Raw genomic sequence first — 20,942 nt, 5'->3', positions numbered from 1 at the left:
CGTTTTAAACCCGGAGTGGGAGAGAGAATTAGGTGGTGTGAATGGCCATAGTCGATGTTAGAATTCTGGTTGAGGGTGCGAGCGACGTGGAGGTCGTAAGCAAAGCCCTTCAGGGTCTCGCTTTGGGAAGCGAGTACAACATAACGATATCCTCGATAATCCCGACGACGAACGTCGAGATAGCTAAGAGCGCAGCCGCCGGGGCGGACCTTCTCATCATAGCGACCGACGCCGACCGGGTCGGGAGGGACCTGGCCGAGAGGCTCTTCAGCGAGCTGGGGGAGATGGTCGGCCACGTTGAAAGGATGAAGCTCCCCCTCGGTCACGATCTGGAGCACGTTGACGTTGAACTCGTCCGGAAGGAGCTCAAGAACACCCTCGTCCGCGCCGGCCTCAAGAGCCTTCAGATACTCCCGGAGTACATGGCGCTCAGGAACCAGCTCCTCGACCTCAAGGGCCGCTACGACGGCCTGGGCGAGGAGTACAGGAAGCTCAGGGAGGAGTATGAGGCGATCACAAAGGCCTTTGAGGAGCTGAAGGAGGAGAACGCGAGGCTCAAGGAGGAGAACGAAGGACTTAAGGCACTCCTTGAGAGCGCCAAGAACATTTACCGCGTTGACGAGGCATGGAAGTCCCTCTTCCCCGCCGAGCCGGTTCCGGACGAGGCGTACATCGGAAAGGCCGTCGAGAAGCTAGGTCTAGCGGGTAAGGTGATAGTCGGGCAGGGCTACATCTTCGCCGAGGACAAGGGGCTCGTGGACGAGCTCCTCAGGACGGTTTACCTCAGCCTGAGTATAAAGGAGGAGCCCCCTAAGCCGCCCAAGCCGCCGGTTGAGGAGCCGCCAAAGCCCCAGGAGCCCGAACCCCGGAGCGAGCCGGCGGTCGTTGAGAACGCCGAGGTAAAGCCCGACGACATCGAGGGACTCCTGAAGGGGCTGTGATATGGAACTCAAAGAGACGCTGGAGGAGTACGAGACCTACCTCGACCTCGAGGGGAAGAGCCCGAACACGATTAGGATGTACTCCTACTACGTGGGGCGCTACCTCGAGTGGGGCGGAAAGCTCAACTCCCGCTCCGCCCTCCGTTTTCTCGCGAAATTGCGCCGGCAGGGTTACTCCAACAAGAGCCTCAACCTCGTGGTCCAGGCGCTGCGCTCCTACTTCCGCTTCGAGGGCTACGACGAGGAGGCTGAGAAGCTCAAGCCCCCGAAGGTTCCCAGGAGCCTGCCGAAGGCTCTAACCCGCGAGGAAGTTAGAAAGCTGCTCTCGGTGATACCACCAACGAGAAGGCGCGACAGGCTGATATTTCTCCTCCTCTACGGTGCCGGTCTTCGGGTAAGCGAGCTGTGCAACCTGAAGAAGTCCGACGTTGACTTCGAGCGCTCGCTGATAGTCGTCCGCGGCGGTAAAGGGGCCAAGGATCGCGTCGTGCCCATTCCAGGATTCCTTCTGGAGGAGATCAAGTCCTACCTCGAGACCCGCGATGACGACAGTGAGTACCTCATCGTCGAGGAGGGGCGCAGAGAAAAGGACAAGGTATCGCCCAAGACCGTCTGGTATCTCCTCAAGAAATACGGGGAACGTGCGGGGGTCAAGGTTACACCCCACATGCTCCGCCACAGCTTCGCCACTCACATGCTCGAAAACGGCGTTGACATAAGGGCCATCCAGGAACTCCTCGGCCACTCGAACCTCTCAACGACGCAGATCTACACCAAGGTCACCGTCGAGCACCTCAGGAAGGCCCAGGAGAAGGCGAGGCTGATAGAGGGGCTGATGGAGTAGAAAACGGCGTACCCTACCGTACCAAAAATTGAACGTTCAAAGCTCCCCCTTCTTCCTCAGCATCGCAAGGTAGCTCGTGAATGCCCCAGCGGAGATTGTATCGCCCAGGCCGACGGTTGAGACGGGATTTCTGACGAGCCTCGTCGGGATTATAACGACCTTGTACTCCCTGGTCCTCAGGCGCCTCTTCGCCTCCTCAAAGCGGAGCTTCACGAACTCGCCGTACTCGTTGTATGGAACCCTCGTGCCGACTTTTATGTCTTCGGGGCTCTTTATGTCCCCGAGGGAAGCCCTCGCCGCGGCCAGGGTTGTTGCGAGCTCAAGGCTGCTCCTCAGCTCCTCCTCGCTCAGCGGATTGTCCGAGTGGGTGATGTACATGATGTAGTAAATCGTGTGTATCTGGAGCACCTCGAGGTTCATCTCGTCAACGAGGATTTTGCCGCCCAAGACGGTGTCCTCTATGCGGTTGTAGGTGAATATTCTCTCCGCGAGCTTGGAGTAGCCAAGGGCGTTGAGGACGTGGGCTATCTCGGCCTCGTCCATGCCGACGCTGTCCACCAGCGGGAAGAGGTTGTAGATGACCTTCTTTCTGAGCTCGCGGTTCTGTATCGAGGCGAACTCCAGATGAACCCTAACGTCCTTCTCCCGCTTGAGCAGGAGTATGTCCTTTTTGGCCTCCCTTAGGTAGTGGTTCGCGTCCTTGCCGTCCGAATAGCGGAGCTTTATCCCCTGGTAGCCCGACAGGATGGCCCCGTCAACCTGGAGGCCTATCTCAGGTAAGAACCTCTTCAGCTCGGGCTCGGTGTAGATCCTTATGCTCTCGAAGCGGGCCGAGACGATAAACCTGCCCGAGAAGGGAACCCGTATCGTCTCATCGCCAAGCCTGAAGGTCGTTCCGGCGCGGAACTCGAAGATGCGGTTCACTTTTATAGGGTCACCCTCCCTGTAGGCCTCGCGTGGGTGTTTGAAGGCCAACCTGCCATCCTCGATGACCGGATAGAAGAGGTTGGGCTTGTCCACGAACATCTCTGCCTGCTTCCTAGCGAGGTGGGGGGTGTAGACTATCACCCGCCTGAAATCAAGGTTCGCGAGTAGGTTGGCTATGATTCCGGCCTGGCCGCCCATCCTCTCAACGTCGTATTTGAAGTGAGAATCGAACCACGTGTGGAGCTCCTCGTTGACGAGGGGGACTGCCATGGGCTTCCCGGTTTTGAGGGCGTGGACCAGCCTCGCGACGAAGTCGAGGGGCTCGTTTATCTCCCTGGGGTAATCGTCCATCCTTTTCCTGACCGTTTCGGCCCCAAATTCCTCTATGAGTGCCTGCACAATCTCCCCGTTCAGAAAGGTTATCGCATCGACGTTCGTGTTGTAGGCGGTGTAGATCGAAAGTCCCATGGCCTCCTCGAGGAGCCCCATTTGTATCACCCTCAGTGACTAACGTCTAAGAAATTCGGGTGAATTCTTAAAAGGGTTTCGGAAGCGGTGGAGGGAAAAATGTTGAAGGCTCAGAACTCGGTGAAAAGCCTTCCAAGCCAGGGGATTCTCTCCATGATGTCCATTTCTCTCAAAGCGAGCCACAGCGATGCCTGGTTGCTCGTGACGACCGGAATGCCAAGATCTTCCTCGAGGGGCTCGATTATCTCGAATGTCCGCAGGTTCGTGCAGCTGATGAAGATCGCGTCGGCCTCGTCCATGAAGCTCGCCTTGGCAAGGCGGTATGCCTCGTAGGGTTCGAGCTTTCCGATCTTGGTGTTGTCCTCTATTCCAAGCCCCCTTATGTCGAGTACGTTGAACTCGTTCGCCTCCAGGAACTCCCTCTCGCGGGCGTTTATCTCGTCCGTGTAGGGGGTTATGACCAGCACATCCCTCGCATCGAGCATCTTGAGGGCCTCGACGACGGCCGTGCTCGTGCTAACAACGGGGACGTTTACTTCTTCCTCTATCTGGGACTCAAGCTCCTTCTCGTAATCCTTCCCGCCGATGAACGACCCGCTGGTGCAGCCGTATAGAATCATCTCCACGCTGGCATCGCGCAGAAGCCTTGCCGCCTCAACGGCGAGGGTGTTCATCTTGACGAGCTCCTCCTCGGTGACGTTCCTCAGCGGAACCCTCGCGGTGTGGAGCGAGACCCCATCGGGAAGGGCCTCGTGAAGCTCCATCTCCATGGTGGTGTTTGATGAGGGAACTATAAGCCCGAGCCTACCTCTCCATCCGTACATGCTTTCACCTCTGCGGTGTTACGCTGGGATTCTCTTAAACCTTTGGTTTTGGAAAGGCTGATTAAGGCCGGCGAGAAAGTTCCATGGGTGGTAACGTGGAGCTTGATGATGCGATATTGAAGAGAACCTCCGTGCGGTATTTCGAGGAGAGGGACGTTTCTGAGGAGGACGTGAGGGCGCTGATCGAGGCGGCGATAAGGGCACCTACCGCGAGCGGCTTGGAGAACTGGAAGTTCGTGGTCTTCAGGAGTGGAGACGCAAGGGAGAAGCTCTACAACCTCATAGCGGAGGGCATGATTCGATACTACCGCGCGGTGAACCTGGCGGAGGAGAAGATAGAGAAGCTCAGAAAGCGCATGTACGAGCAGGGTATGTACCGTGCACCGGTCTACGTGGCGGTCTTCATCGACAGGCGCGTTCGATTCCTCCCAGGTGAGGAATTCGATGAGCCCGAGTTCATTTGGAGCGTCGAGAGCGCGGCGATGGCGATTCAGAACCTCATGCTCAAGGCCGTTGAGCTCGGCCTCGGAACGGTCTACATCGGCGTTACGAATTTTCCGGGGATAGACGAGGAGGTTCGGGAGCTCGCGGGCCTCGACGAGAACCACTACCTCGTTGGAGTCATCCCGGTTGGTTATCCCAAGGGGGAAGTTAAACCAAGGAAGAGGAGAAAGACCCTCAATGAGGTGCTGGTCTTCATCTAAACGTTTTTATTCCCTCCCCCTCAACTCCAACTGGTGGAAGGATGATAGAGTTCGTGATACTGCTCGGCGTCATCGGCGGCTGGATAATAGTGGCATCGACGCTCTTCCTCATGCTGGCCCTGGGCAAGATGTGGGGCCTAGTCGGGGTTCTGCTCCTCGTCGTGGCGATTCAGATAAACCACTGGCTCAAGGGGAAGTACATGCACGCCATAGTCGATGCCACGCCGAGGGCCAAGGCCATAGCCGCGCACATATTCGAGATGAACGAGCTCATCCTTCTCTCGTCCTACCTGATATCGGTTGTTCTCTACGTCGTCATCCAGAAGTACGTGGAGATAGTCATCAAGTTCCCGCACGCACTGGGGTGAGAGCATGAACGTCGTCATAGTCAGATACGGAGAGATAGGAACGAAATCCAGGCAGACCAGGAGATGGTTCGAGAGCATACTCATGAACAACATCCGCGAGGCCTTGGTGAGCGAGGGGATCGAGTTCAAAAAGGTCGAGGCGAAGCACGGAAGGATTCTCGTGAAGACGAATAAAGCTGGAGATGCCGTTGACGTTCTCAGACGGGTTTTTGGCATAGTGTCGCTCTCCCCGGCGATGGAAATCGACGCCGAGCTGGATAAGATTAACAGAACGGCTCTAAAGCTCTTCAGGAGGAAGAAGAGGGAGCTCGGCCTGGAAAGGCCGAAGTTCCGCGTCACCGCGAGGAGAATCACCAAGGAGTTCCCCCTCAAGAGCCCAGAGGTTCAGGCAAAGGTCGGCGAGTACATCCTTGAAAACGAGGAGAGCGAGGTTGATCTTCACAACTACGACATCGAAGTCGGCGTCGAGCTGATGGAGGGCAAAGCCTACGTCTTCGTTGACAAAATCTACGCCTGGGGCGGTCTTCCCATCGGCACCCAGGGCAAGGTGGTGGCGCTTCTCAGCGGCGGCATAGATTCGCCGGTTGCCGCTTTCCTCATGATGAAGCGCGGCGTTGAGGTCATTCCCGTCCACATCTACATGGGCGAGAAGACCCTTGAAAAGGTGCGCAAGATATGGAACCAGCTCAAGCGGTACGGCTACGGCGGAAAGGGCGAGCTGATAGTGGTCAAGCCCAAAGAGCGCGAGAGAATCCTTGAAAAGTTGCGCGAGATGAAGAAGGAGAAGTACACCTGCGTCTTCTGCAAGTACATGATGGTGAGGCACGCGGATAGAATAGCCCGGGAGTTCGGGGCGAAGGGCATCGTCATGGGCGATTCCCTCGGACAAGTGGCAAGCCAGACCCTCGAGAACATGTACATAGTCAGCCAGGCGACTGATTTACCGATATACCGTCCTCTCGTGGGGCTCGACAAGGAGGAAATCGTCAGGATAGCGAAGGAGATAGGAACCTTCGAGCTTTCAACCCTGCCTGAGGACGAGATTCCGTTCATACCGAAGCATCCCGTTATAAGGGGCTCCTGGGAGGAGTTCAGGAAGCTCTACCGGGCGGTCTTTGGAGAGGAGCCCCGGAAAAGGCAGTGCTGAGGTGCTCCCATGGACTTCGAAAGGGTCGGCGCGTACCTTAGCCTCTCTCTTCCCCTCATCTTCATCGTGGGGCTGCTCATCGTCCTGAGCCAGAACCCCTGGTTCTCCTTCACGGGAAACGCCCTGAGCGACATGGGCTCAGTACGGAACCCGGTGAACTACTACTTCAACGGCTTCCTGATGGTCTTCGCGGCTCTCGGTTTCATAGCCGCCATAGGAGCCCTGAGAAACGGTCTGTCATACCTGATGCCCCTCGCGATGGTCCTCCTGTTCCTAGTTGGAGTTTTTCCAGAGGAGTACGCGCCACACGCCCCGGCGGCGGTCTTCTTCTACGTCCTCGCCCTCGCAGATATAACGATCATCGGCTTAAAGCTCGGGAGGAAGGGACTTTCAGCCGGCTACGCCTGGAGCGTTCTGGCGGTTCTCACCTTCGCCCTGATGCTCTACCTCGTGAAGGCTAGGGTCTTCAAGGGGCTCGCGATTCCGGAGCTGGTCGGTGCGGCCACTATACTTGCGTGGTTCACCTACATCGGCCTGCTCCAGCTGGAGGTTCGTAGGAATTCCTACAGGAACCTTTAAATATTATGATGTTGTAGGAATGGCTACACGGTGAAGGATGTGCCCGTGAACCTTGATGACCTGAAGGAGAACATCCGGGAGTACATAGAAACTGGAGAAGACGCTTTCAAGAAGGGTAGGTATAACTCCGCGTCAATACTGTATTTCAAGGCTCTCGTTGGGATATGTGACTACGTCATCAAGCGGGATCTGAACCTGGAACCCAAGAATCACAGTGAGCGATTTGCGATTCTGAGGCTTCATTACCGTGATCTGTACCGTATCGTCAGTAAGTTCTTTGATTTCTACAGGGATGCATACGAGAGGAGGCTCACGAGGGACGAGGTGGGGGCGTTGAGGAATGAGGTTCTCAAACTTACCGATAGAACTAAGTGAACTGGAGCAGGCCGCGGAGGAATTCAAGAGGGAGCACGAGAGGGTCTTTGATGTGGTCCTCTATGGCTCTGTGACCCAGGGGAAAGAAGCCCCAAACGATTTCGACTTCATGGTACTTCTCACCGGGGCAGCTGAGTCGGAGAGGTTTGAACTTGCCTTCGAGTTCAAGGAGATGCTGATTGACATGGGGTTCCCCCATGAAAGACTGGACGTTAAGGCGATGAACCTTGAGCAGGTGTGGGACCCAAACTACCTCGCCGTTCCAGGGCTGATTATCACTGGCTATTCTCTTATCAGGAGGCGTCCCCTTCATGAACTGATGAATGGCGAGGGATACGCACTGTTCATCCTCGATGTCCGGGGAATGACAAAAAACAAGAAGAACAAGTTCAGCTTCGCACTTCGAGGTAGGGACGGGAAAACCGGAGTGTTGAGAGACCTGGGAGGACGCTACCTTGCCCCGTGGGTTGTTCTTCTCCCCGTGGAGGCCACTTACAGGTTCAAAGAGTTTCTGAAAATGTGGAAGGTGCCTTATGAACTCTATCTGATGTTCGGAACTCTCTACGAGTCAAAGGACTGGAGGATTGAAGAGGGCATCGTGAGACCTCAACCTTAAGTTGTGGAAAGCTTCATATATCCTTCCTCGCTTTCATCAATCATGAGGGCAGTGGCGCTCCTAAGCTCGGGCATAGACTCGCCGGTGGCGATCTACCTCATGCTCAGAAAGGGCTTTGAGGTAACTCCGGTTCACTTCAGGCAGAGCGGCACGAAGGAGTCCAAGGTTTTTGAGCTCTGCGAGGTTCTTGGGAAGTACGGGAGGCTGAACGAGCCTGTCGTAGTCGACGCCTACGAGGAACAGGCGCCGGTTTTCTCGAAGCTGGCCGAGATTGGAAAGGGGAAGTGGACGTGCCTTTTCTGCAAGTGGACGATGCTGAGGAAGGCCTGCAGGGTGGGGCATCAGATTGGGGCAAAGGCGATAATCACGGGAGACAGCCTCGGCCAGGTGGCAAGCCAGACCCTCGACAACCTGCTCATCATAAGCACCGCGAGCGACCTTCCGATTCTGCGGCCGCTCATAGGCCTTGACAAGGAGGAGATAGTCAGAATCGCCAATGCGATAGGGACGTTTGAGATAAGCATCGAGCAGGAGGAGCCGTGCCCCTTCGTTCCGAGGTATCCCGTTGTCAGGGGCTCCCTCGGTGAGTTCGAGAGGATAAAGGAGAGGCTCGTGAGGGAGGGGGTGCTTTGAATATCCCGTTCATTTCATGAGGGATATTGAAACGCCACTGGTCACCACAGGCTGATTATCTTGTAGGCCTTTACCCCTTTGGTAGTCTGGACGTAAACTATGTTCCCTTTGAGTTTAACTTTTAGTGGTCTCTCACCGTCGCCGAATTCCTTGCACGCGATTTTCTTCAGGTTTTCTGTTCTAAACACACAGACTCCGTTCTTCTCCTCTTCCCTCTCGTTTGCTAAGAAGTAAGCAACGGCCACATACCTTTCGTTGGCGTCTATGAGAAGTCTGATACCTACACCCTCTCCTGGAATGCTGGTGATCTCCGCTTTCTTGACCTTCTCGCCTTCCTTCATGTAGATCAAGGCATGGGTCTCTAGTGGGGGTCTTCTTGGCTCTCCAATGGTGACGTATATTCTTCCATCGGTGAGTTTAACGTCCGAGACATGGCCGCCAAGCACATTCGGGCAGAACCATCCGGAAAGCCTGCCGGTCGAGATGTTTAGAATGTAAACGCATGAGCTTCCGGAAGAACCGAAGACCGGGTTTTTCACGAGGATTAACCCTTCATTTGTATATTTGACCGGATACGCTGGAAGTTCTCGTCTCCATTTTTCGCTGAGGTTGTAGTCGAGGAAAACCATCGAAGATTTGCTGTCCTGAACGAAATATGCGTAGAGGAGAATCCCCCGTGAGGTACATAGGTATCCCTTATCCAGTCCCTCAAGGGAGAAATTAAAGACCGCTGTGTTGTTCGCGATGATGTTAAAAACATAGGTAAAGTTATCAAAAATGAAAGAAGTGCGAATTGTGAATGGACAGGTCGTTTTCGATGTGCTACTCTCGAAGGACACCTCTTGGGCATCAGTTGGAACGATGAGTCCTTTTGGGAGGATTAAGACGACCGCCAGTACGACCAAGGTTACAATGAGCACCTTTTTGGATCCCATTATGTTGGTCCTCCACGGTTTTCTAGGGAATATTTATTCCAATGTCGTATATGAAAATTTCGCTCTCGAGTTATTAAAGCCACCACCGTAGATTACCCAATTCTGTCCATAACTGTTCGTTTTAGGAAAGTTTTTAAAGCCCTCTTCTCACCCGTTTTCGGTGATGGCAAATGAACGTGTTTAACAGCACCCTCGAACTGTTCGAGAAGTACAAGCCGACCCCCCTGGTTAAACTCTCAGCCGAGAGGGGGGATGTATTTTGCCAAGCTAGAGTTCTTTAACCCGTTCAGCAGGAGCATAAAGGACAGGGCTGTTTTTAACATGCTTATGAAGGCCCTGGAGCGCGGGGACATCAACGGCACCGCTCTTTTCGAGGCCACATCAGGCAACGTCGGAATCGCCATGGCGGCGCTGGGCAACGTTCTCGGGGTGAAGTTTAGGGCATATCTGCCGAGACCAACGCCCAGAGCGACGCAGGTTCTCCTGAAGGTTCTGGGCGCGGAGGTCGTTATGACGGACTTCGAGACGATAGACCAGACGATGGTGCAGTACGTCATCGAGGAGGCCAGGAAAGCCAGTGCCGCTAACCTCAACCAGTTCGAGAACGACGACAACTTCGAGGCACACTACCGCTTTACCGCGGGGGAGATAGACGAGCAGCTGAGGAGCATCGGCAGGAAGCCCGACGTGCTCATAGCAGGTATAGGAACCTCCGGACACATAGGGGGCATAGCGAGTTACCTCAAGGAGCGCTACGACACGCGGGTTATCGGCGTCGTTCCGGCGAAGGGCGAGAAGATACCCGGCATCAAGAGGCTTGAAACGAGGCCCAAATGGTACTTCCAGGTCGAGATAGACAGGGTCTTGGAGATAACGAGGAGGGAGGCCATCGAGGGGGCAATCCGCGTTGCCAGGAGCGACGGTCTTCTCGTAGGTCTCAGCTCCGGTGCCGTTTTCAGGGCCTATGAGAAGATCGCCGGAGAACTCGGCGAGAAAACCTACGTCCTCATCTTTCCGGACGATGGGTTTAAATACGTGGAGGTCTTTGAAAACCATTTGGGGATGCCATGAAGCGTCTGAGGGTTGCCTCGTCTCTCCTTTTTCTCAGCGGTTTTCTGCTCCTCTACTACGCATACTACCTAGCCTCACCGATCTACCTTACCTTCGCGATATTCAACATGGGGCTCGGATACGGCGTGGGGATTGAAAACAAGACCGCAATCAAGGTAGCCCTCGTATACGCCGGTGTGACATTTTTCTTCTCCCTGCTGTTCCTGATAGCCGGCAACCCCATGGCCCTGGTTGAGGTGGCGATAAGCTTCTTCATAATCCACGACATCCTGAGCTACATCAAGGTGGTGGTGCAGGAAGAGGAGGCCGAAGAGGGCCCGGAGACGGGTACCGAGGAGTGAATGGGTCGTCTCTCGAACCGGTTTTGCGGTTCTTGGTGCGGTTTACGGAACCGTTTTAAGAATTTAATGAAAAACTTTATATCAGGGGGTGGACACCATGGGAGAGAATCTTGAGAAAACCGTTTTTGGATACGCCGAGACCATCAGACCCGGTGAGCTGGTTCTCGTGGAGTACACATCCAAGGAACCAGTTTACCTGCTTCTCTACGAGGTTCTCAAATACGCGAGGCACAACGGCCTTCCCTACGTGATAGTGGACGTGCTCGACGGGCTGCACGTCGTGAGGGCCCAGCTCAGGTTCGCGGACCTCGATACGTCCCCAATCGATGGTGCCCCAGTGATAAAGATCGGCGGAAGGCTGGACACCGGCAGGGTCCTGGCAAAGATTGACGAGGTTACGGAGCTCCCGATACTGAAGAGGCGCTTCATGGAGCTCCTTGAGAGCATCGGTGAGGAGATGGGCAGGGAGTCTTTAATCAGGATCGTGATCGGGGCCACGGAGCTTCTCCAGCAGCTGGAGAACGACCCGATGAGACGCGAGGAATTCTTTGCCAGCATCATAAGGCCAATGATTGGAAACCCCGGAAGCAGGGGTCTCGTCTTCATCAACATGAAGCGCGTGGAAGGGCCAAGCATTAAGGAGGCCGAGGAGATTTCCACCCGTGTCCTAAGAACCCGGGTCGAGGACGGGCGGTTCGTGGTGGAGGTCGTCAAGTCGATTTACTTCGATGAATACGGTACCGAAGTGGTGTTTGAGCCCGGCACCATGGGAGGTGGCGAGAATGACGGCGAATAAAGCCGTGGAAGAGACCATTGAGAGCATCGGGCTCCTTCAGCCAGGAGAGGTCGTTGTTGTGGAGTACGATTCCCTCGCCCCGGTTCACCTCGCGGCATCCATAGCCCTCCTCGACATCGACGGGGAGAGACACATCATAGTCAACGATATCTTCGACCAGCTCCACGTTATACGGGCCCATCTCTCGATAATAGGGGTTGACACCGGCTGGATAGACGAGATACCCGTGATTAAATTCGGGGGCGTTCTCCATACTGGCAACGTAATCAGGAGAATAAGCGTGCTCAAGGCGGCCTCGGTATGGCATCGGGAGTACCTGGAAGCCCTCGAGACCTTCCGCGGGCTGAAGCTCGTGGTGACGCTGGGACTTGAGAAGCTCATAACGGTCAAGACAGACATCCCTCCAGCTTCAGTGTGCCGCATGTGCATGGCATCATCCATTGGTTCGGAGGACGTGATTATGATGGCGTTCGTCAACAGGGAGATGCTCCCCGAGAGCGTTCTGGAGGACGTGAGGGAGCTGGCCAGCAGGGTTTTCGAGCTCAGCTTCAGGGACGGCCGGCTCGTGCTCCGCGTGGTTAAGTCGCCCGCCCTTGAGCGTTACGGCTCCGAGTTCTCGGTCAGCGCCAGTGAACTCGTGGAGTACCTCAAGGGGAAGAGCGGCGGTAAATAGTGTCTCAGCTACTGGGGATGCGGGGATTGAGAACCGGCTCCAAGGCCCTCTACCTCATCCTTATCGCGGGATTCTTCGCGATCCTAGGCTCCACCATGAGCAAGTCCCCCACGCTTCCCCTCTACGCCCAGAGCATAGGGCTCGGAAAGGGGGAAATCGGCCTCGTCGCTGCCGCATCGACGGTGACGGGCATCTTCATAAACTTCGCGTCAGGCCTTCTCAGCGATGTTTACGGGAGGAAGAGGCTCCTGAAGATGAGCGGCTTCGTTTTTCTCAGCGCCCCGCTGCTGTACTTTCTCGCGGGTGACGCGTTGAGCCTCGCCCTCGTCAGGGTTTACTACGGCGTTGCGACGGCCATCTTCGTCCCGGTGTCCTTCGCTTTGGTCAGCGATCTCTATCCGGACAGGAAGGGCACTTTCATGGGTTTCCTAAGCTCATCAACCCTCGTCGGCCGCGCCCTTGCCCCTGTCCTCGCGGGAAGCATCATATACTTCCTTGGATTTTCCGTGGTCTTCGTTCTCTGTTCGCTGACTGGGCTGGTGGTTTTTGCCCTCACCTTCAGGTTCCCCGAGACGGGGGGCGAGCTCAAGAGGTTCGAGTTCACGTTCAGCGGGGAGCTCCTCCTGATCGGCCTGCTAGATGCGGCCGTGTACATGGCCTACCAGGGCATAGAAACCTTCCTGCCCCTCTTCTACTACCTCCAGGACAAGGCCTGGCTCTCCGGGCTGATACTGACGGTGGAAATCGCCATAATGGCGGTCGTTAAGCCCTACGCGGGTTACCTCAGCGACAGGATTGGCAGAACGAAGCCGATAGTGGTGGGCATGACAATGGTTGGCCTGGCGATGTTTGCGTTTGCCCTCTCCGACTCCCTTCCGCTGGTGGTTCTGGGTGCGGTGGTCTTCTCGGTGGGCGCCTCGATAAGCGAGGCCTCGACGAAACCCCTGGCTACAGAAGTCTCAAAGCTCCGTGGAACCGCGCTGGGTTTCCTGGAGAGCATAAAGGACATAGGTCAGGCTCTGGGGCCTGTTTTGATAGGGTTCCTCGGCCTTAGAAGCGGTTTTACATTCATAGGGATATTCGGAATCCTGTCGCTGGGAGTGTTTCTCCTCGCCCACTCGAGAAGGAAAACTTGAAAAAAAGATGAGGGTCAGGCACACCTCTCCCTGTACTCGGTGATTATCTCCTCCTTCTTCTCGGTCGGCTCCTTGACGATTATCCTGGCGTCAACGACGACGGCACCCTTGCCCTTCTCGTAGACGAAGACCGGGTTGAGGTCCATCTCCTTGATGTACTCGTCGAGGTCGTCCACGAGCTCGCTGACCTTGAGGAGAAGCTCCACTATGGCGTCTATATCAGCGGGCTCCTCTCCACGAGCTCCTGCAAGAATCGGGTAGCTCTTTATCTCCTGGATCATCTTCCTGGCGTCGCGCTCGGTTATTGGGATTATGCGGAAGGTGACGTCCTTGAGAACCTCGACGAAGATTCCGCCGAGTCCGAACATGAGGGCGTGGCCGAACTGCGGGTCTTCGGTGACGCCTATGATGATCTCCCTTCCGACCTTGAGCATCGGGGCTATGAGAACGCCCAGGATTTCAGCGTCCGGGCGGTATTTGCGCGCGTTCTCGTGGATGACTTCCCACTTCTCCTTCAGCTCCTCGGGGGTCTTGATGTTGAGAAGTACGACTTTCGCGTCGCTCTTGTGGAGAATCTGCGGGGACATCAGCTTCATGGCAACGGGATAGCCGATTTCCTCGGCGTACTTGAGTGCCTCGTCAAGGGTCTTGGCGAGCTTTTCCTCCGGAACCGGGAGGCCGTAGGCTTTGAGAACCTGCTTTGCCTCGTACTCAACGAGCGAAGTCCTTCCGGACTTCAAAACCTCTTCAATAACTTTAAGGGCTTCCTCCTTCATGATACCACCACCGGAAGATTGGGGGGTCAGGCCCCCCTCCTGAGGTATTCAGCGTACTTAACAAGGCCCGCCAGGGCGCGGACACCCCTCTCGGGAGTCGGGTAAACGGGAACTCCCTTGTCCTCGAGGATTCTGGCGTAGTGGTCGGTCTTCTTACCGCCCATGGCAACGGCAACTATCGGCTTGTCGCTCTTCTTCTGGTACTCGGCAAGGATGTCGATTATCTTCTCCTCCTCGAGGAGCGGGACCTGGAAGAGTACTATGACGAGTATTGCGTCAACGTTGGGGTCGTTCACGAAGCCCTCGATGGCGATTCTGTACCTTTCGGCATCGGTGTCGCCGACGACGTCGGTCGGGTTTCCTGCCACTGCGTGCGGTGGGAAGTTCTCCTTCAGGTACCTGAGGGTCTCCTCGCTGAGGTCGGCCATTTTGAGGCCGAACTTCGCTACCGCATCGCTGGCCATAACGCCGGCTCCACCGCCGTCGGTGATTATTCCTATCCTGTCGCCCTTCGGGAGCTTGTCCTTGAGCGCGGCAAAGGCCTTCGCGAGGTCGAACATGTGCTCGAAGTCCTCGGCGCGGATGACACCGGTCTGCTTGAAGACGGCATCGTAAATCGTGTCGGCACCGGCGAGCGAACCGGTATGGCTTGAGGCGGCCTTGGCGCCGTACTCGGTCCTTCCGCTCTTGAGGGCTATGACCGGCTTGACTTTCGTAATGCGCTTGGCGGCCTCTATGAACTTCCTACCGTCCTTGACGCCTTCGATGTAGAAGGTGACGACGTTTATGCCATCGTCGTGGATGAAGTAGTCCATAAGGTCGGCGTCGTCGACGTCGAGCTTGTTGCCGTAGCTGACCATCTTGCCGATTCCTATTCCAGCCATCGCTGCCCAGTCGAGCATCGCAGCGGCGAAGGCACCGCTCTGGCTGACGAAGGCTATCGGTCCGCTCTTCGGCCTGTCCATCTTGCTCTCCGGCAGGAAAACGGTGTCAACGCCGGTGTCCGGGACGTAGACGCCGACACAGTTCGGGCCGATGACCCTTATCCCGTTCTCCCTGGCTATCTCAAGGATCTCGCGCTCCAGCTTCTTTCCTTCCTCACCGAGCTCACCGAAGCCGCCGGTGATGATGATAACTGACTTTATTCCCTTCTTAGCCACGCCCCTCATGGTGTCCGGGACGAACGGGGCCGGAATCGAAATGACCGCCAGGTCCGTGTCCTCCGGAAGCTCCTCGACGCTCTTGTAGACCTTGTAACCCTCTATCTCGTCGAGCTTGGGGTTCACGGGGTATATGTTGCCCTTGAAGATTCCGCGCTCCTTGTTCATCTTGAAGTTCTCAAAAATGACGTTTCCAACTTTACCCTTCTTGTTGGTTGCGCCGATGATAGCGACCGCCTTCGGGTCGAAGAAGGGCCTCATTTCCTCAACTATCTTTTCCACCATTGGTATCCCTCCGCCAGAAACTGCTTCTCGCAAGAACTTCATTTTAAATGTATAAAAGAGTTGCGTTTTGTAAAAATTGGACGCCAATGAACTGAAACGTCCATTAATGCAGGCTTTTCAAAAATTCGAGGCTTCTCCTGGCAGATTCGATGTCGTTGACTTCGAGGGCCCACGTCACCCTCGGGAGCTTTGGCAGCACCCTGACCCAGGGAACCGTGCCGTCACCCAGGGCGAGGTGTTCGTCCCTCTCGCCTCGGTTGTCGTGGAGGTGAACGTGAACTATCCTGTCCCCGAGAACCTCCAGGAAGCGCTCGAACTTTCCGGTTGTCGTGTTCAGGTGCCCAACGTCGAAGGTTACCCCTATCTCGACGTCCCCGAGTATCTCCCACAGCCTCTCGCACGTCTGGGCATCGAGGATTACGAAGCGCGGCATGTTCTCGACGCCGATCTTTATCCCGTACTCGAGCCCCCATTCGGAGATTTTCCTCAGGGATTCCCGGTGTATCTCCATGTACTTCCTCCTGTTCTTCACGCTGATCGGCGAGCAGTGCCCGGGATGTATCGTGACGGAGAGTGCATCGAGCTCGGCCGCCAGTTCGATGGCCTCACGGATTACCTCCAGCGACGCCCTCCGTAGCCTGTCGTTGAAGGAGCCTATGTTGACGTCGCTGAAGGGTGCATGGACTGTTCTCTTCATCCCCCAGCCGTCAAAAACCTCGGCGAAGAGACGGTAGTTGTCCCTCGTCAGGTAGTGGGGCCATTCGCTCAGAATCTCGACGAAATCAAAGCCCAGCTTTCTCGCCCTCCGGACCCACCCCTCCAGCCCGGAGAGGTCCCTTCCGGAATAGGCCGTCATGGAGAGACCTATCATTCAACCACCCACCATCAGCTTAGCCATGAGCACGACGTAAATCGTGCCGAATATATCGCTGTTGTTGGATATAAGCGGTATCGCCACGTGGTCGGGGTCTATGTTCTTCTGGAAGAGGAAGTAGGAGACCGTGTAGGAGTAGAGCATGATGAACAGGACCATGAACGGGTACGTGAGGACTATTATCCACGCGGAGCTCGGAACCGTCATCCCTGTCGTCAGCTTCACAAGGGCGATGCCTATGAGGAGCTTCGTCGTTCCGATGACCGGCGCCGTCGTGAATAGGGCCAGGATGTCTGTGAGGGGCTTCCAGCAGATGAAGCTCTCTATCTCACCGAGGTGGAGCTTCGTCGAGGTTTTCGCGGCTATTATGGAGCCGTAGTTTCCGAAGCTGCTGAGGAGCGAGGGGTAGATGAAGCTCAGTATGACCGACGCCTGGATTATCCCGCTGAACCTGGCGAGTATTGAACCTGATATCGTCGAGAGGAGCGCCAGCCCGGTTATAGTTATGAAGACCTGCCGGAGCTCAACGAACTCCGCCTTCCGGACCCTGCTTACAGCCGCCACGACCGCAAAGAGAGCCAGCACCGCGTAGTTGAAGAGCCTGAATCCCTCCGGTGAGCGCTCTATGAGGAGTATGAACAGCACCAGCGAGGGAACCGTCAGGAAATCGCCCATGGAGGCGACCAGCGGTGCCGCAACGCTGTCCGGGTCGGTGCCGCGCCTGAAGGAGAATATCGTGACGAAGGATGTGAAGTAGCCGAGGATGAAGGACACGAGTATCGTCGATGTAACGACTATGAGGAGGACGTCGAAGGCGTTCTTCTTCACCCCGGTGGCAACGCCTATGGCCCACAGCATGACTATCGGAATGAGCGAGATGAGCATTCTGAGGACTATCTCCTTGAGGACCTTCTTATCCCTCACCGAGGGCTCGAGGTCACCGAGGTAGAGCATCGTGGAGAAGCGCGATGCCATGGAACCGAAGACGTTCCCGCGGAGTCCCATTATACCCGGCAGAACCACCAGAAGGCCGGGGAATTGGGTTCTTATCGTCTCGAAGTACTTACCTAGAAACGTACCGCCGAATAGGCCGAATATCTGCGAGGTGAACAGGGACGGTAGCGTAACCCTGTAGGCTTCCTTGACCTTTTCCTTCAGCTCCCTCCTGGCCTCTCCGCCGATCACTGCCATCACTCTCCATCGCCCTCACCCCGTAGACGTTGACCTTTGCGGGTATTAAACTTTTCGAAGGCGAAAACTAAATAAGATTTCCCCTCCTTCCCCACATCGGTGAGAGCCGGGTGGAAGAGTGGGACGAAATCGAGGTTCCAAGGAACGTTAAGGACATCTTCGTTGAAATGAAAAACACCGCAGAGCTGATGGTTGACCTGGCCTACTCCTCGATACTCTTCAACGAGGAGGAAATGGCCGAGGAGGTACTCGAGCTTGAGGAGTACCTCGACCTGCTCAACTACCACCTGATGGTTCACGCGGTTCTGGCCGCGAGAAGCCCCAAGGAGGCGGAGCAGATAACGTCCATCCTCCACATGGCGCACGCCATAGACGACATGTCCAACGCCGCGGCCGATCTGGCGAAGATGGTCCTGGAGGGAGTCGAGCTCCACCCAGTCATAACCGAGGCGATACTGGGCAGCGAGGAGATAATAGGTAAAATCTACGTCTCCGCGGATTCAATACTCGTGGGCAAAACCCTGGAGGAGCTGGACGTGGCCACGAACACCGGCGTCTGGATAGTGGCCGTTAGAAGGGGCAAGCGCTGGATTTTTGACCCCGACGGGGACTTCAAGATATTCCCTGGGGACATACTCATCGGAAGGGGCACGAACACTTCCATAGACTACCTCAAGGAGATAGCCAGGGGCAACATCAAGGTGATGGGCAATGAATGAGCTTGAGGAGATTAGGAACTGCCTCATAGAGATGAAGGACCTGTCATCGCTCATGGTCGATCTGGCGTTCTCCTCGGTCATGTACAACAGCGAGGACATAGCTGAGGAGGTCTACCTCCTCGAGGAGCGCATGGACGAGCTGACCCTCAAGGTCAAGAAGCTGGCCCTCCTGATGGCCAAGAGGGAGGACGACCCCCTCAAGCTCCTCAGCGTCATAGACATGGCGGACATAAACGAGCAGATAAGCGATGCCGCCTATAAGATTTCCGACCTCGTGCTGAGGGACGTCGAGCCTCACCCGATAATCAGGAGGATAATGGAGGACACTGAGGAGGAACTCGGAAGGGTAACGGTTCACGAGGGCTCCGTTCTCCATGGAAAGACCCTCGCCCAGCTCAAGCTCCCCAGCAAGATAGGCACGAGGATACTCGCCATAAAGCGCGGGAGCAGGTACATCTACAACCCCGGAAGGGACGACGTCATCAGGGAGGGCGACGTTCTCATAGCGGTTGGCTCCGACCTCGACAAGCTGAGGAAGCTCGCCGGTGAGGAAGTGGAAGAGGAGGAATGACTTTCCTCATTCGAAAACTTTTTATCATCTTATGTGGTTTTAATTTCGATGCCGACGCGAAGGGACAAAGCGTTCCTGCTTGGACTGCTGGTACTTGTGTTGCTGGCGTATTCGACATCCTGGCTCCATGGTAGGACTGTTTCCTCCTCTGGCCGGATAAGTGACGCCACACTGGACACTTGGAGTTTTGACATCAACGCGAGCAACCTCTCCTGCATCCTGGGCCGAGAGAAGTTGGTGGGCTTCTACTCCTTCAGGAACCGGAGCGACCTTTTCATCTGGTTCTCCTACTCCCCATCGGCTATGAGGAATGCGGGCTGTGACGATTTTCCGATATCCGGTGAGTTCGTCCTCCGTCTCAGACCAATGAACGATTCGATCGCGATAAGGCGGGTTCTCTTTGTGGCGGAGAACGTGAGCAACGTCTCCGTTGACCCCATATTTCCCAAACAGGTGGGGGTCATGTACTTCAAAACCCCTGACGGTAATTTTGAGGTAACCGAGGCCCATGTGCCCGGTCTCGAAATATGGCAGGCCATCAGGGCTGAGGCATTGAAACCAACGTGGGGCGAGCCCCTTGACCTAACACCAGTTATTCCTCTCGACATCAGAAAGGGTGGGGAGATAGCCACTATCGAGGCGAGGATGCGGTTCAGGATAGAAGTCGAGTACCTCGTGAGAACCGGCTTCTTTAAATCGGAGAAGAGAAAGATTGAGATAGAGATACCCGCCGTTTACCGTCTGTACGGACTCGAGAACTGTCCCTACGAGTGCGAACCCTGAGCCTTCCCCTTTATGTCCGCATCGGTCACCAGGCCCTTCGCGTAGGGACACAGCTCCCTCAGCGGACACTCGTTACACTTCGGCCTTATCGGGTTGCATATTCTCTTTCCGTGGTCCACCATCGCGTGGTTCACGTATATCCACTTCTCGTAGGGGATCAGCTCCGCGAGGTACTCCTCAACCTTCTCGGGCGGAACCCTCGGTGGGGCCAGGCCGAGGCGCTTGCTTATCCTGTTCACGTGGGTGTCAACGGGTATCGCCTGCCTGCCGAAGCCGTAGGCCAGGACTATGTTGGCGCACTTCCTTCCGATTCCTGGGAGATTCATTAGCTCCCTAATGTCGTCTGGAACCCTTCCGCCGTACTTTTCGAGGATTATTTGCGACGCCCTCACAATCCACTCGCCCTTGGTCTTCCAGAGGCCGACCCCGTTCTTTCTCAAAAACTCCTGCATCTCCTCGACCGGCGTGCTGGCTATCCTGTGGATGTCTCCGTATTTCTCAAACAGCCTCTCCCAGACCTTGTATGTTACCTCGTCCCTCATACGCTGTGAGATTATGCAGTGTATCAGCGTTCTGTAGGGGTCGCCGATGAGGAGCTTCTCCCTGGGGTGCGTCTCCATCAGAATCTTGACGATTCTCTCCGCACGCTTTCTCTTCTCCTCCCAGCTCTCATCGAAGGTGAACTTTTCAAGGCTTAACGAGCCTGATTTTGCTTCCGCCATGGATTATCACCACTGTCCCTTTGGAGACCCTAACTCCGTTAAGTTCCTCGAACTCATCGCTATAAATCTTTTGCCCATCCTGGTTCAGAATCAGAACCTTTTTCTCGAAGGTGACGACGAACCCCTTTTCAAAGGGGATTACATCCCTCACGGATTCATCGAACTCAAAATCAACGACTTCAACCTCGCCCCGCGAGAACTCTATCCTAGTACTCCTGTTCACCTTCAGCGGCGAGGGCTCCGCCAGGACGACCTTGAAGCGGAGGGACTTCCCGAGGAGCTCGACTTCAATTTCCTCTCCAGTTCTGAGTTCCTCTCCCATGAGCTTGCCCTTTATGACCTCGCTGAAATCCGCCGGCAGTTCGGCCTCGAATAGGGGCTTTAGAACGGCCCTCATGGTATCACCACTGAATCCTCGAGGAGTAGGGTAATAAGCGTTCCCTACCGCAATCTTTTTAAGCAATATATCGTTCGATATATTGG

26 protein-coding genes are annotated in these 20,942 nt (G+C 55.6%); 17 read left to right on the top strand and 9 right to left on the bottom strand.

Features of this window, described 5'->3' with window-relative positions:
• Positions 1 to 41: 41 nt before the first annotated feature.
• Positions 42 to 941 carry a toprim domain-containing protein gene (locus CDI07_RS05840; RefSeq protein WP_088180718.1) on the top strand — a complete coding sequence of 300 codons (900 nt, stop codon included), beginning with the start codon at positions 42 to 44 and terminating at the stop codon, positions 939 to 941.
• A gap of 1 nt (position 942) precedes the next feature.
• Positions 943 to 1,785, top strand: coding sequence for a site-specific tyrosine recombinase/integron integrase (gene xerA, locus CDI07_RS05835; RefSeq protein ID WP_088180717.1), 843 nt, complete (start codon positions 943 to 945; stop codon positions 1,783 to 1,785).
• Positions 1,786 to 1,821: 36 nt separating this feature from the next.
• On the opposite strand, the gene pfkC is transcribed toward xerA, so the two are convergent.
• Both pfkC and CDI07_RS05825 read right to left on the bottom strand, forming a co-directional pair.
• Entirely contained in the window at positions 1,822 to 3,201 is a 1,380-nt protein-coding gene (pfkC, locus tag CDI07_RS05830; RefSeq protein WP_193432401.1) for an ADP-specific phosphofructokinase, read from the bottom strand.
• A gap of 89 nt (positions 3,202 to 3,290) precedes the next feature.
• On the bottom strand, positions 3,291 to 4,004 hold the full coding sequence (locus CDI07_RS05825; protein ID WP_088180716.1) for an aspartate/glutamate racemase family protein: 714 nt from the start codon (positions 4,002 to 4,004) through the stop codon (positions 3,291 to 3,293).
• Positions 4,005 to 4,099: 95 nt separating this feature from the next.
• On the opposite strand from CDI07_RS05825, the gene CDI07_RS05820 reads away from it, so the two are divergent.
• Genes CDI07_RS05820 through CDI07_RS05790 form a run of 7 tightly spaced genes read left to right on the top strand, consistent with a single transcriptional unit; the run spans position 4,100 to position 8,426 of the window.
• Positions 4,100 to 4,708 carry a nitroreductase family protein gene (locus CDI07_RS05820; RefSeq protein WP_088180715.1) on the top strand — a complete coding sequence of 203 codons (609 nt, stop codon included), beginning with the start codon at positions 4,100 to 4,102 and terminating at the stop codon, positions 4,706 to 4,708.
• Between the two features lie 41 nt (positions 4,709 to 4,749).
• Complete coding sequence (locus CDI07_RS05815) at positions 4,750 to 5,076, top strand: hypothetical protein (RefSeq protein ID WP_088180714.1); 327 nt, start codon at positions 4,750 to 4,752, stop codon at positions 5,074 to 5,076.
• Positions 5,077 to 5,080: 4 nt separating this feature from the next.
• Positions 5,081 to 6,223: a tRNA uracil 4-sulfurtransferase ThiI gene (gene thiI, locus CDI07_RS05810; protein ID WP_088180713.1), complete on the top strand. Its 1,143-nt coding sequence runs from the start codon at positions 5,081 to 5,083 to the stop codon at positions 6,221 to 6,223.
• A 9-nt stretch (positions 6,224 to 6,232) separates the two neighbouring features.
• Positions 6,233 to 6,802 (top strand): DUF998 domain-containing protein, encoded by a 570-nt coding sequence (locus tag CDI07_RS05805; RefSeq protein WP_088180712.1) that lies wholly within the window; start codon positions 6,233 to 6,235, stop codon positions 6,800 to 6,802.
• 30 nt (positions 6,803 to 6,832) lie between these two features.
• The gene (locus CDI07_RS05800; RefSeq protein WP_226996540.1) at positions 6,833 to 7,177 is read left to right on the top strand and encodes a hypothetical protein; all 345 of its coding nucleotides are present in this window, start codon (positions 6,833 to 6,835) and stop codon (positions 7,175 to 7,177) included.
• Positions 7,143 to 7,793 carry a nucleotidyltransferase gene (locus CDI07_RS05795; RefSeq protein ID WP_088180710.1) on the top strand — a complete coding sequence of 217 codons (651 nt, stop codon included), beginning with the start codon at positions 7,143 to 7,145 and terminating at the stop codon, positions 7,791 to 7,793. Before CDI07_RS05800 ends, CDI07_RS05795 begins: the two co-directional genes overlap by 35 nt.
• A gap of 42 nt (positions 7,794 to 7,835) precedes the next feature.
• Complete coding sequence (locus tag CDI07_RS05790; protein WP_088180709.1) at positions 7,836 to 8,426, top strand: hypothetical protein; 591 nt, start codon at positions 7,836 to 7,838, stop codon at positions 8,424 to 8,426.
• Between the two features lie 41 nt (positions 8,427 to 8,467).
• On the opposite strand, the gene CDI07_RS05785 is transcribed toward CDI07_RS05790, so the two are convergent.
• Positions 8,468 to 9,331 (bottom strand): hypothetical protein, encoded by an 864-nt coding sequence (locus tag CDI07_RS05785; RefSeq protein ID WP_145954983.1) that lies wholly within the window; start codon positions 9,329 to 9,331, stop codon positions 8,468 to 8,470.
• 282 nt (positions 9,332 to 9,613) lie between these two features.
• Between CDI07_RS05785 and CDI07_RS05780 the strand changes: the two genes are divergently transcribed.
• From CDI07_RS05780 to CDI07_RS05760, 5 genes are all read left to right on the top strand, one after another.
• Positions 9,614 to 10,432, top strand: a complete 819-nt coding sequence (locus CDI07_RS05780) for a cysteine synthase family protein (protein ID WP_088180707.1) — start codon at positions 9,614 to 9,616, stop codon at positions 10,430 to 10,432.
• Positions 10,429 to 10,773, top strand: coding sequence for a hypothetical protein (locus CDI07_RS05775; RefSeq protein WP_088180706.1), 345 nt, complete (start codon positions 10,429 to 10,431; stop codon positions 10,771 to 10,773). Before CDI07_RS05780 ends, CDI07_RS05775 begins: the two co-directional genes overlap by 4 nt.
• A gap of 97 nt (positions 10,774 to 10,870) precedes the next feature.
• Complete coding sequence (locus CDI07_RS05770; protein ID WP_088180705.1) at positions 10,871 to 11,569, top strand: DUF257 family protein; 699 nt, start codon at positions 10,871 to 10,873, stop codon at positions 11,567 to 11,569.
• Positions 11,556 to 12,242, top strand: coding sequence for a DUF257 family protein (locus tag CDI07_RS05765; RefSeq protein WP_168169241.1), 687 nt, complete (start codon positions 11,556 to 11,558; stop codon positions 12,240 to 12,242). Before CDI07_RS05770 ends, CDI07_RS05765 begins: the two co-directional genes overlap by 14 nt.
• Positions 12,243 to 12,259: 17 nt before the next feature.
• Complete coding sequence (locus tag CDI07_RS05760) at positions 12,260 to 13,378, top strand: MFS transporter (protein WP_088180703.1); 1,119 nt, start codon at positions 12,260 to 12,262, stop codon at positions 13,376 to 13,378.
• A gap of 14 nt (positions 13,379 to 13,392) precedes the next feature.
• Here the strand turns inward: CDI07_RS05760 and CDI07_RS05755 are convergent, their stop codons facing one another.
• The 4 genes from CDI07_RS05755 to CDI07_RS05740 all read right to left on the bottom strand — a co-directional run bounded on the left by CDI07_RS05755 (position 13,393) and on the right by CDI07_RS05740 (position 17,664).
• Positions 13,393 to 14,154 (bottom strand): acetate--CoA ligase family protein, encoded by a 762-nt coding sequence (locus CDI07_RS05755; RefSeq protein ID WP_088180702.1) that lies wholly within the window; start codon positions 14,152 to 14,154, stop codon positions 13,393 to 13,395.
• 26 nt (positions 14,155 to 14,180) lie between these two features.
• Positions 14,181 to 15,599, bottom strand: a complete 1,419-nt coding sequence (locus tag CDI07_RS05750; protein WP_088180701.1) for an acetate--CoA ligase family protein — start codon at positions 15,597 to 15,599, stop codon at positions 14,181 to 14,183.
• A 103-nt stretch (positions 15,600 to 15,702) separates the two neighbouring features.
• Positions 15,703 to 16,470 (bottom strand): sugar phosphate isomerase/epimerase, encoded by a 768-nt coding sequence (locus tag CDI07_RS05745; RefSeq protein ID WP_088180700.1) that lies wholly within the window; start codon positions 16,468 to 16,470, stop codon positions 15,703 to 15,705.
• The gene (locus tag CDI07_RS05740) at positions 16,471 to 17,664 is read right to left on the bottom strand and encodes a magnesium transporter (protein WP_088180699.1); all 1,194 of its coding nucleotides are present in this window, start codon (positions 17,662 to 17,664) and stop codon (positions 16,471 to 16,473) included.
• A 110-nt stretch (positions 17,665 to 17,774) separates the two neighbouring features.
• Here CDI07_RS05740 and CDI07_RS05735 point away from each other — a divergent pair, with 110 nt between their 5' ends.
• Genes CDI07_RS05735 through CDI07_RS05725 form a run of 3 tightly spaced genes read left to right on the top strand, consistent with a single transcriptional unit; the run spans position 17,775 to position 19,737 of the window.
• Positions 17,775 to 18,383: a potassium channel family protein gene (locus CDI07_RS05735; protein WP_088180698.1), complete on the top strand. Its 609-nt coding sequence runs from the start codon at positions 17,775 to 17,777 to the stop codon at positions 18,381 to 18,383.
• A complete protein-coding gene (locus tag CDI07_RS05730) occupies positions 18,376 to 18,954 on the top strand; it encodes a potassium channel family protein (protein ID WP_088180697.1) in 579 nt (192 codons plus the stop codon). The genes CDI07_RS05735 and CDI07_RS05730 overlap by 8 nt, the downstream gene beginning before the upstream one ends.
• A gap of 48 nt (positions 18,955 to 19,002) precedes the next feature.
• The gene (locus CDI07_RS05725; protein WP_145954982.1) at positions 19,003 to 19,737 is read left to right on the top strand and encodes a hypothetical protein; all 735 of its coding nucleotides are present in this window, start codon (positions 19,003 to 19,005) and stop codon (positions 19,735 to 19,737) included.
• Here the strand turns inward: CDI07_RS05725 and nth are convergent.
• Complete coding sequence (gene nth / locus CDI07_RS05720; RefSeq protein WP_088180695.1) at positions 19,719 to 20,459, bottom strand: endonuclease III; 741 nt, start codon at positions 20,457 to 20,459, stop codon at positions 19,719 to 19,721. The two genes, CDI07_RS05725 and nth, sit on opposite strands and share 19 nt — an antisense overlap.
• Positions 20,425 to 20,856, bottom strand: coding sequence for an ATPase (locus CDI07_RS05715; protein ID WP_088180694.1), 432 nt, complete (start codon positions 20,854 to 20,856; stop codon positions 20,425 to 20,427). The genes nth and CDI07_RS05715 overlap by 35 nt, the downstream gene beginning before the upstream one ends.
• Positions 20,857 to 20,942 lie beyond the last annotated feature (86 nt).

This window comes from Thermococcus sp. 5-4, from assembly GCF_002197185.1.
GTDB classification, from domain to species: domain Archaea; phylum Methanobacteriota_B; class Thermococci; order Thermococcales; family Thermococcaceae; genus Thermococcus; species Thermococcus radiotolerans.
The sequence above is the reverse complement of the archived record's forward strand: the minus strand, read 5'-3'. Positions and strand labels throughout refer to the sequence as shown.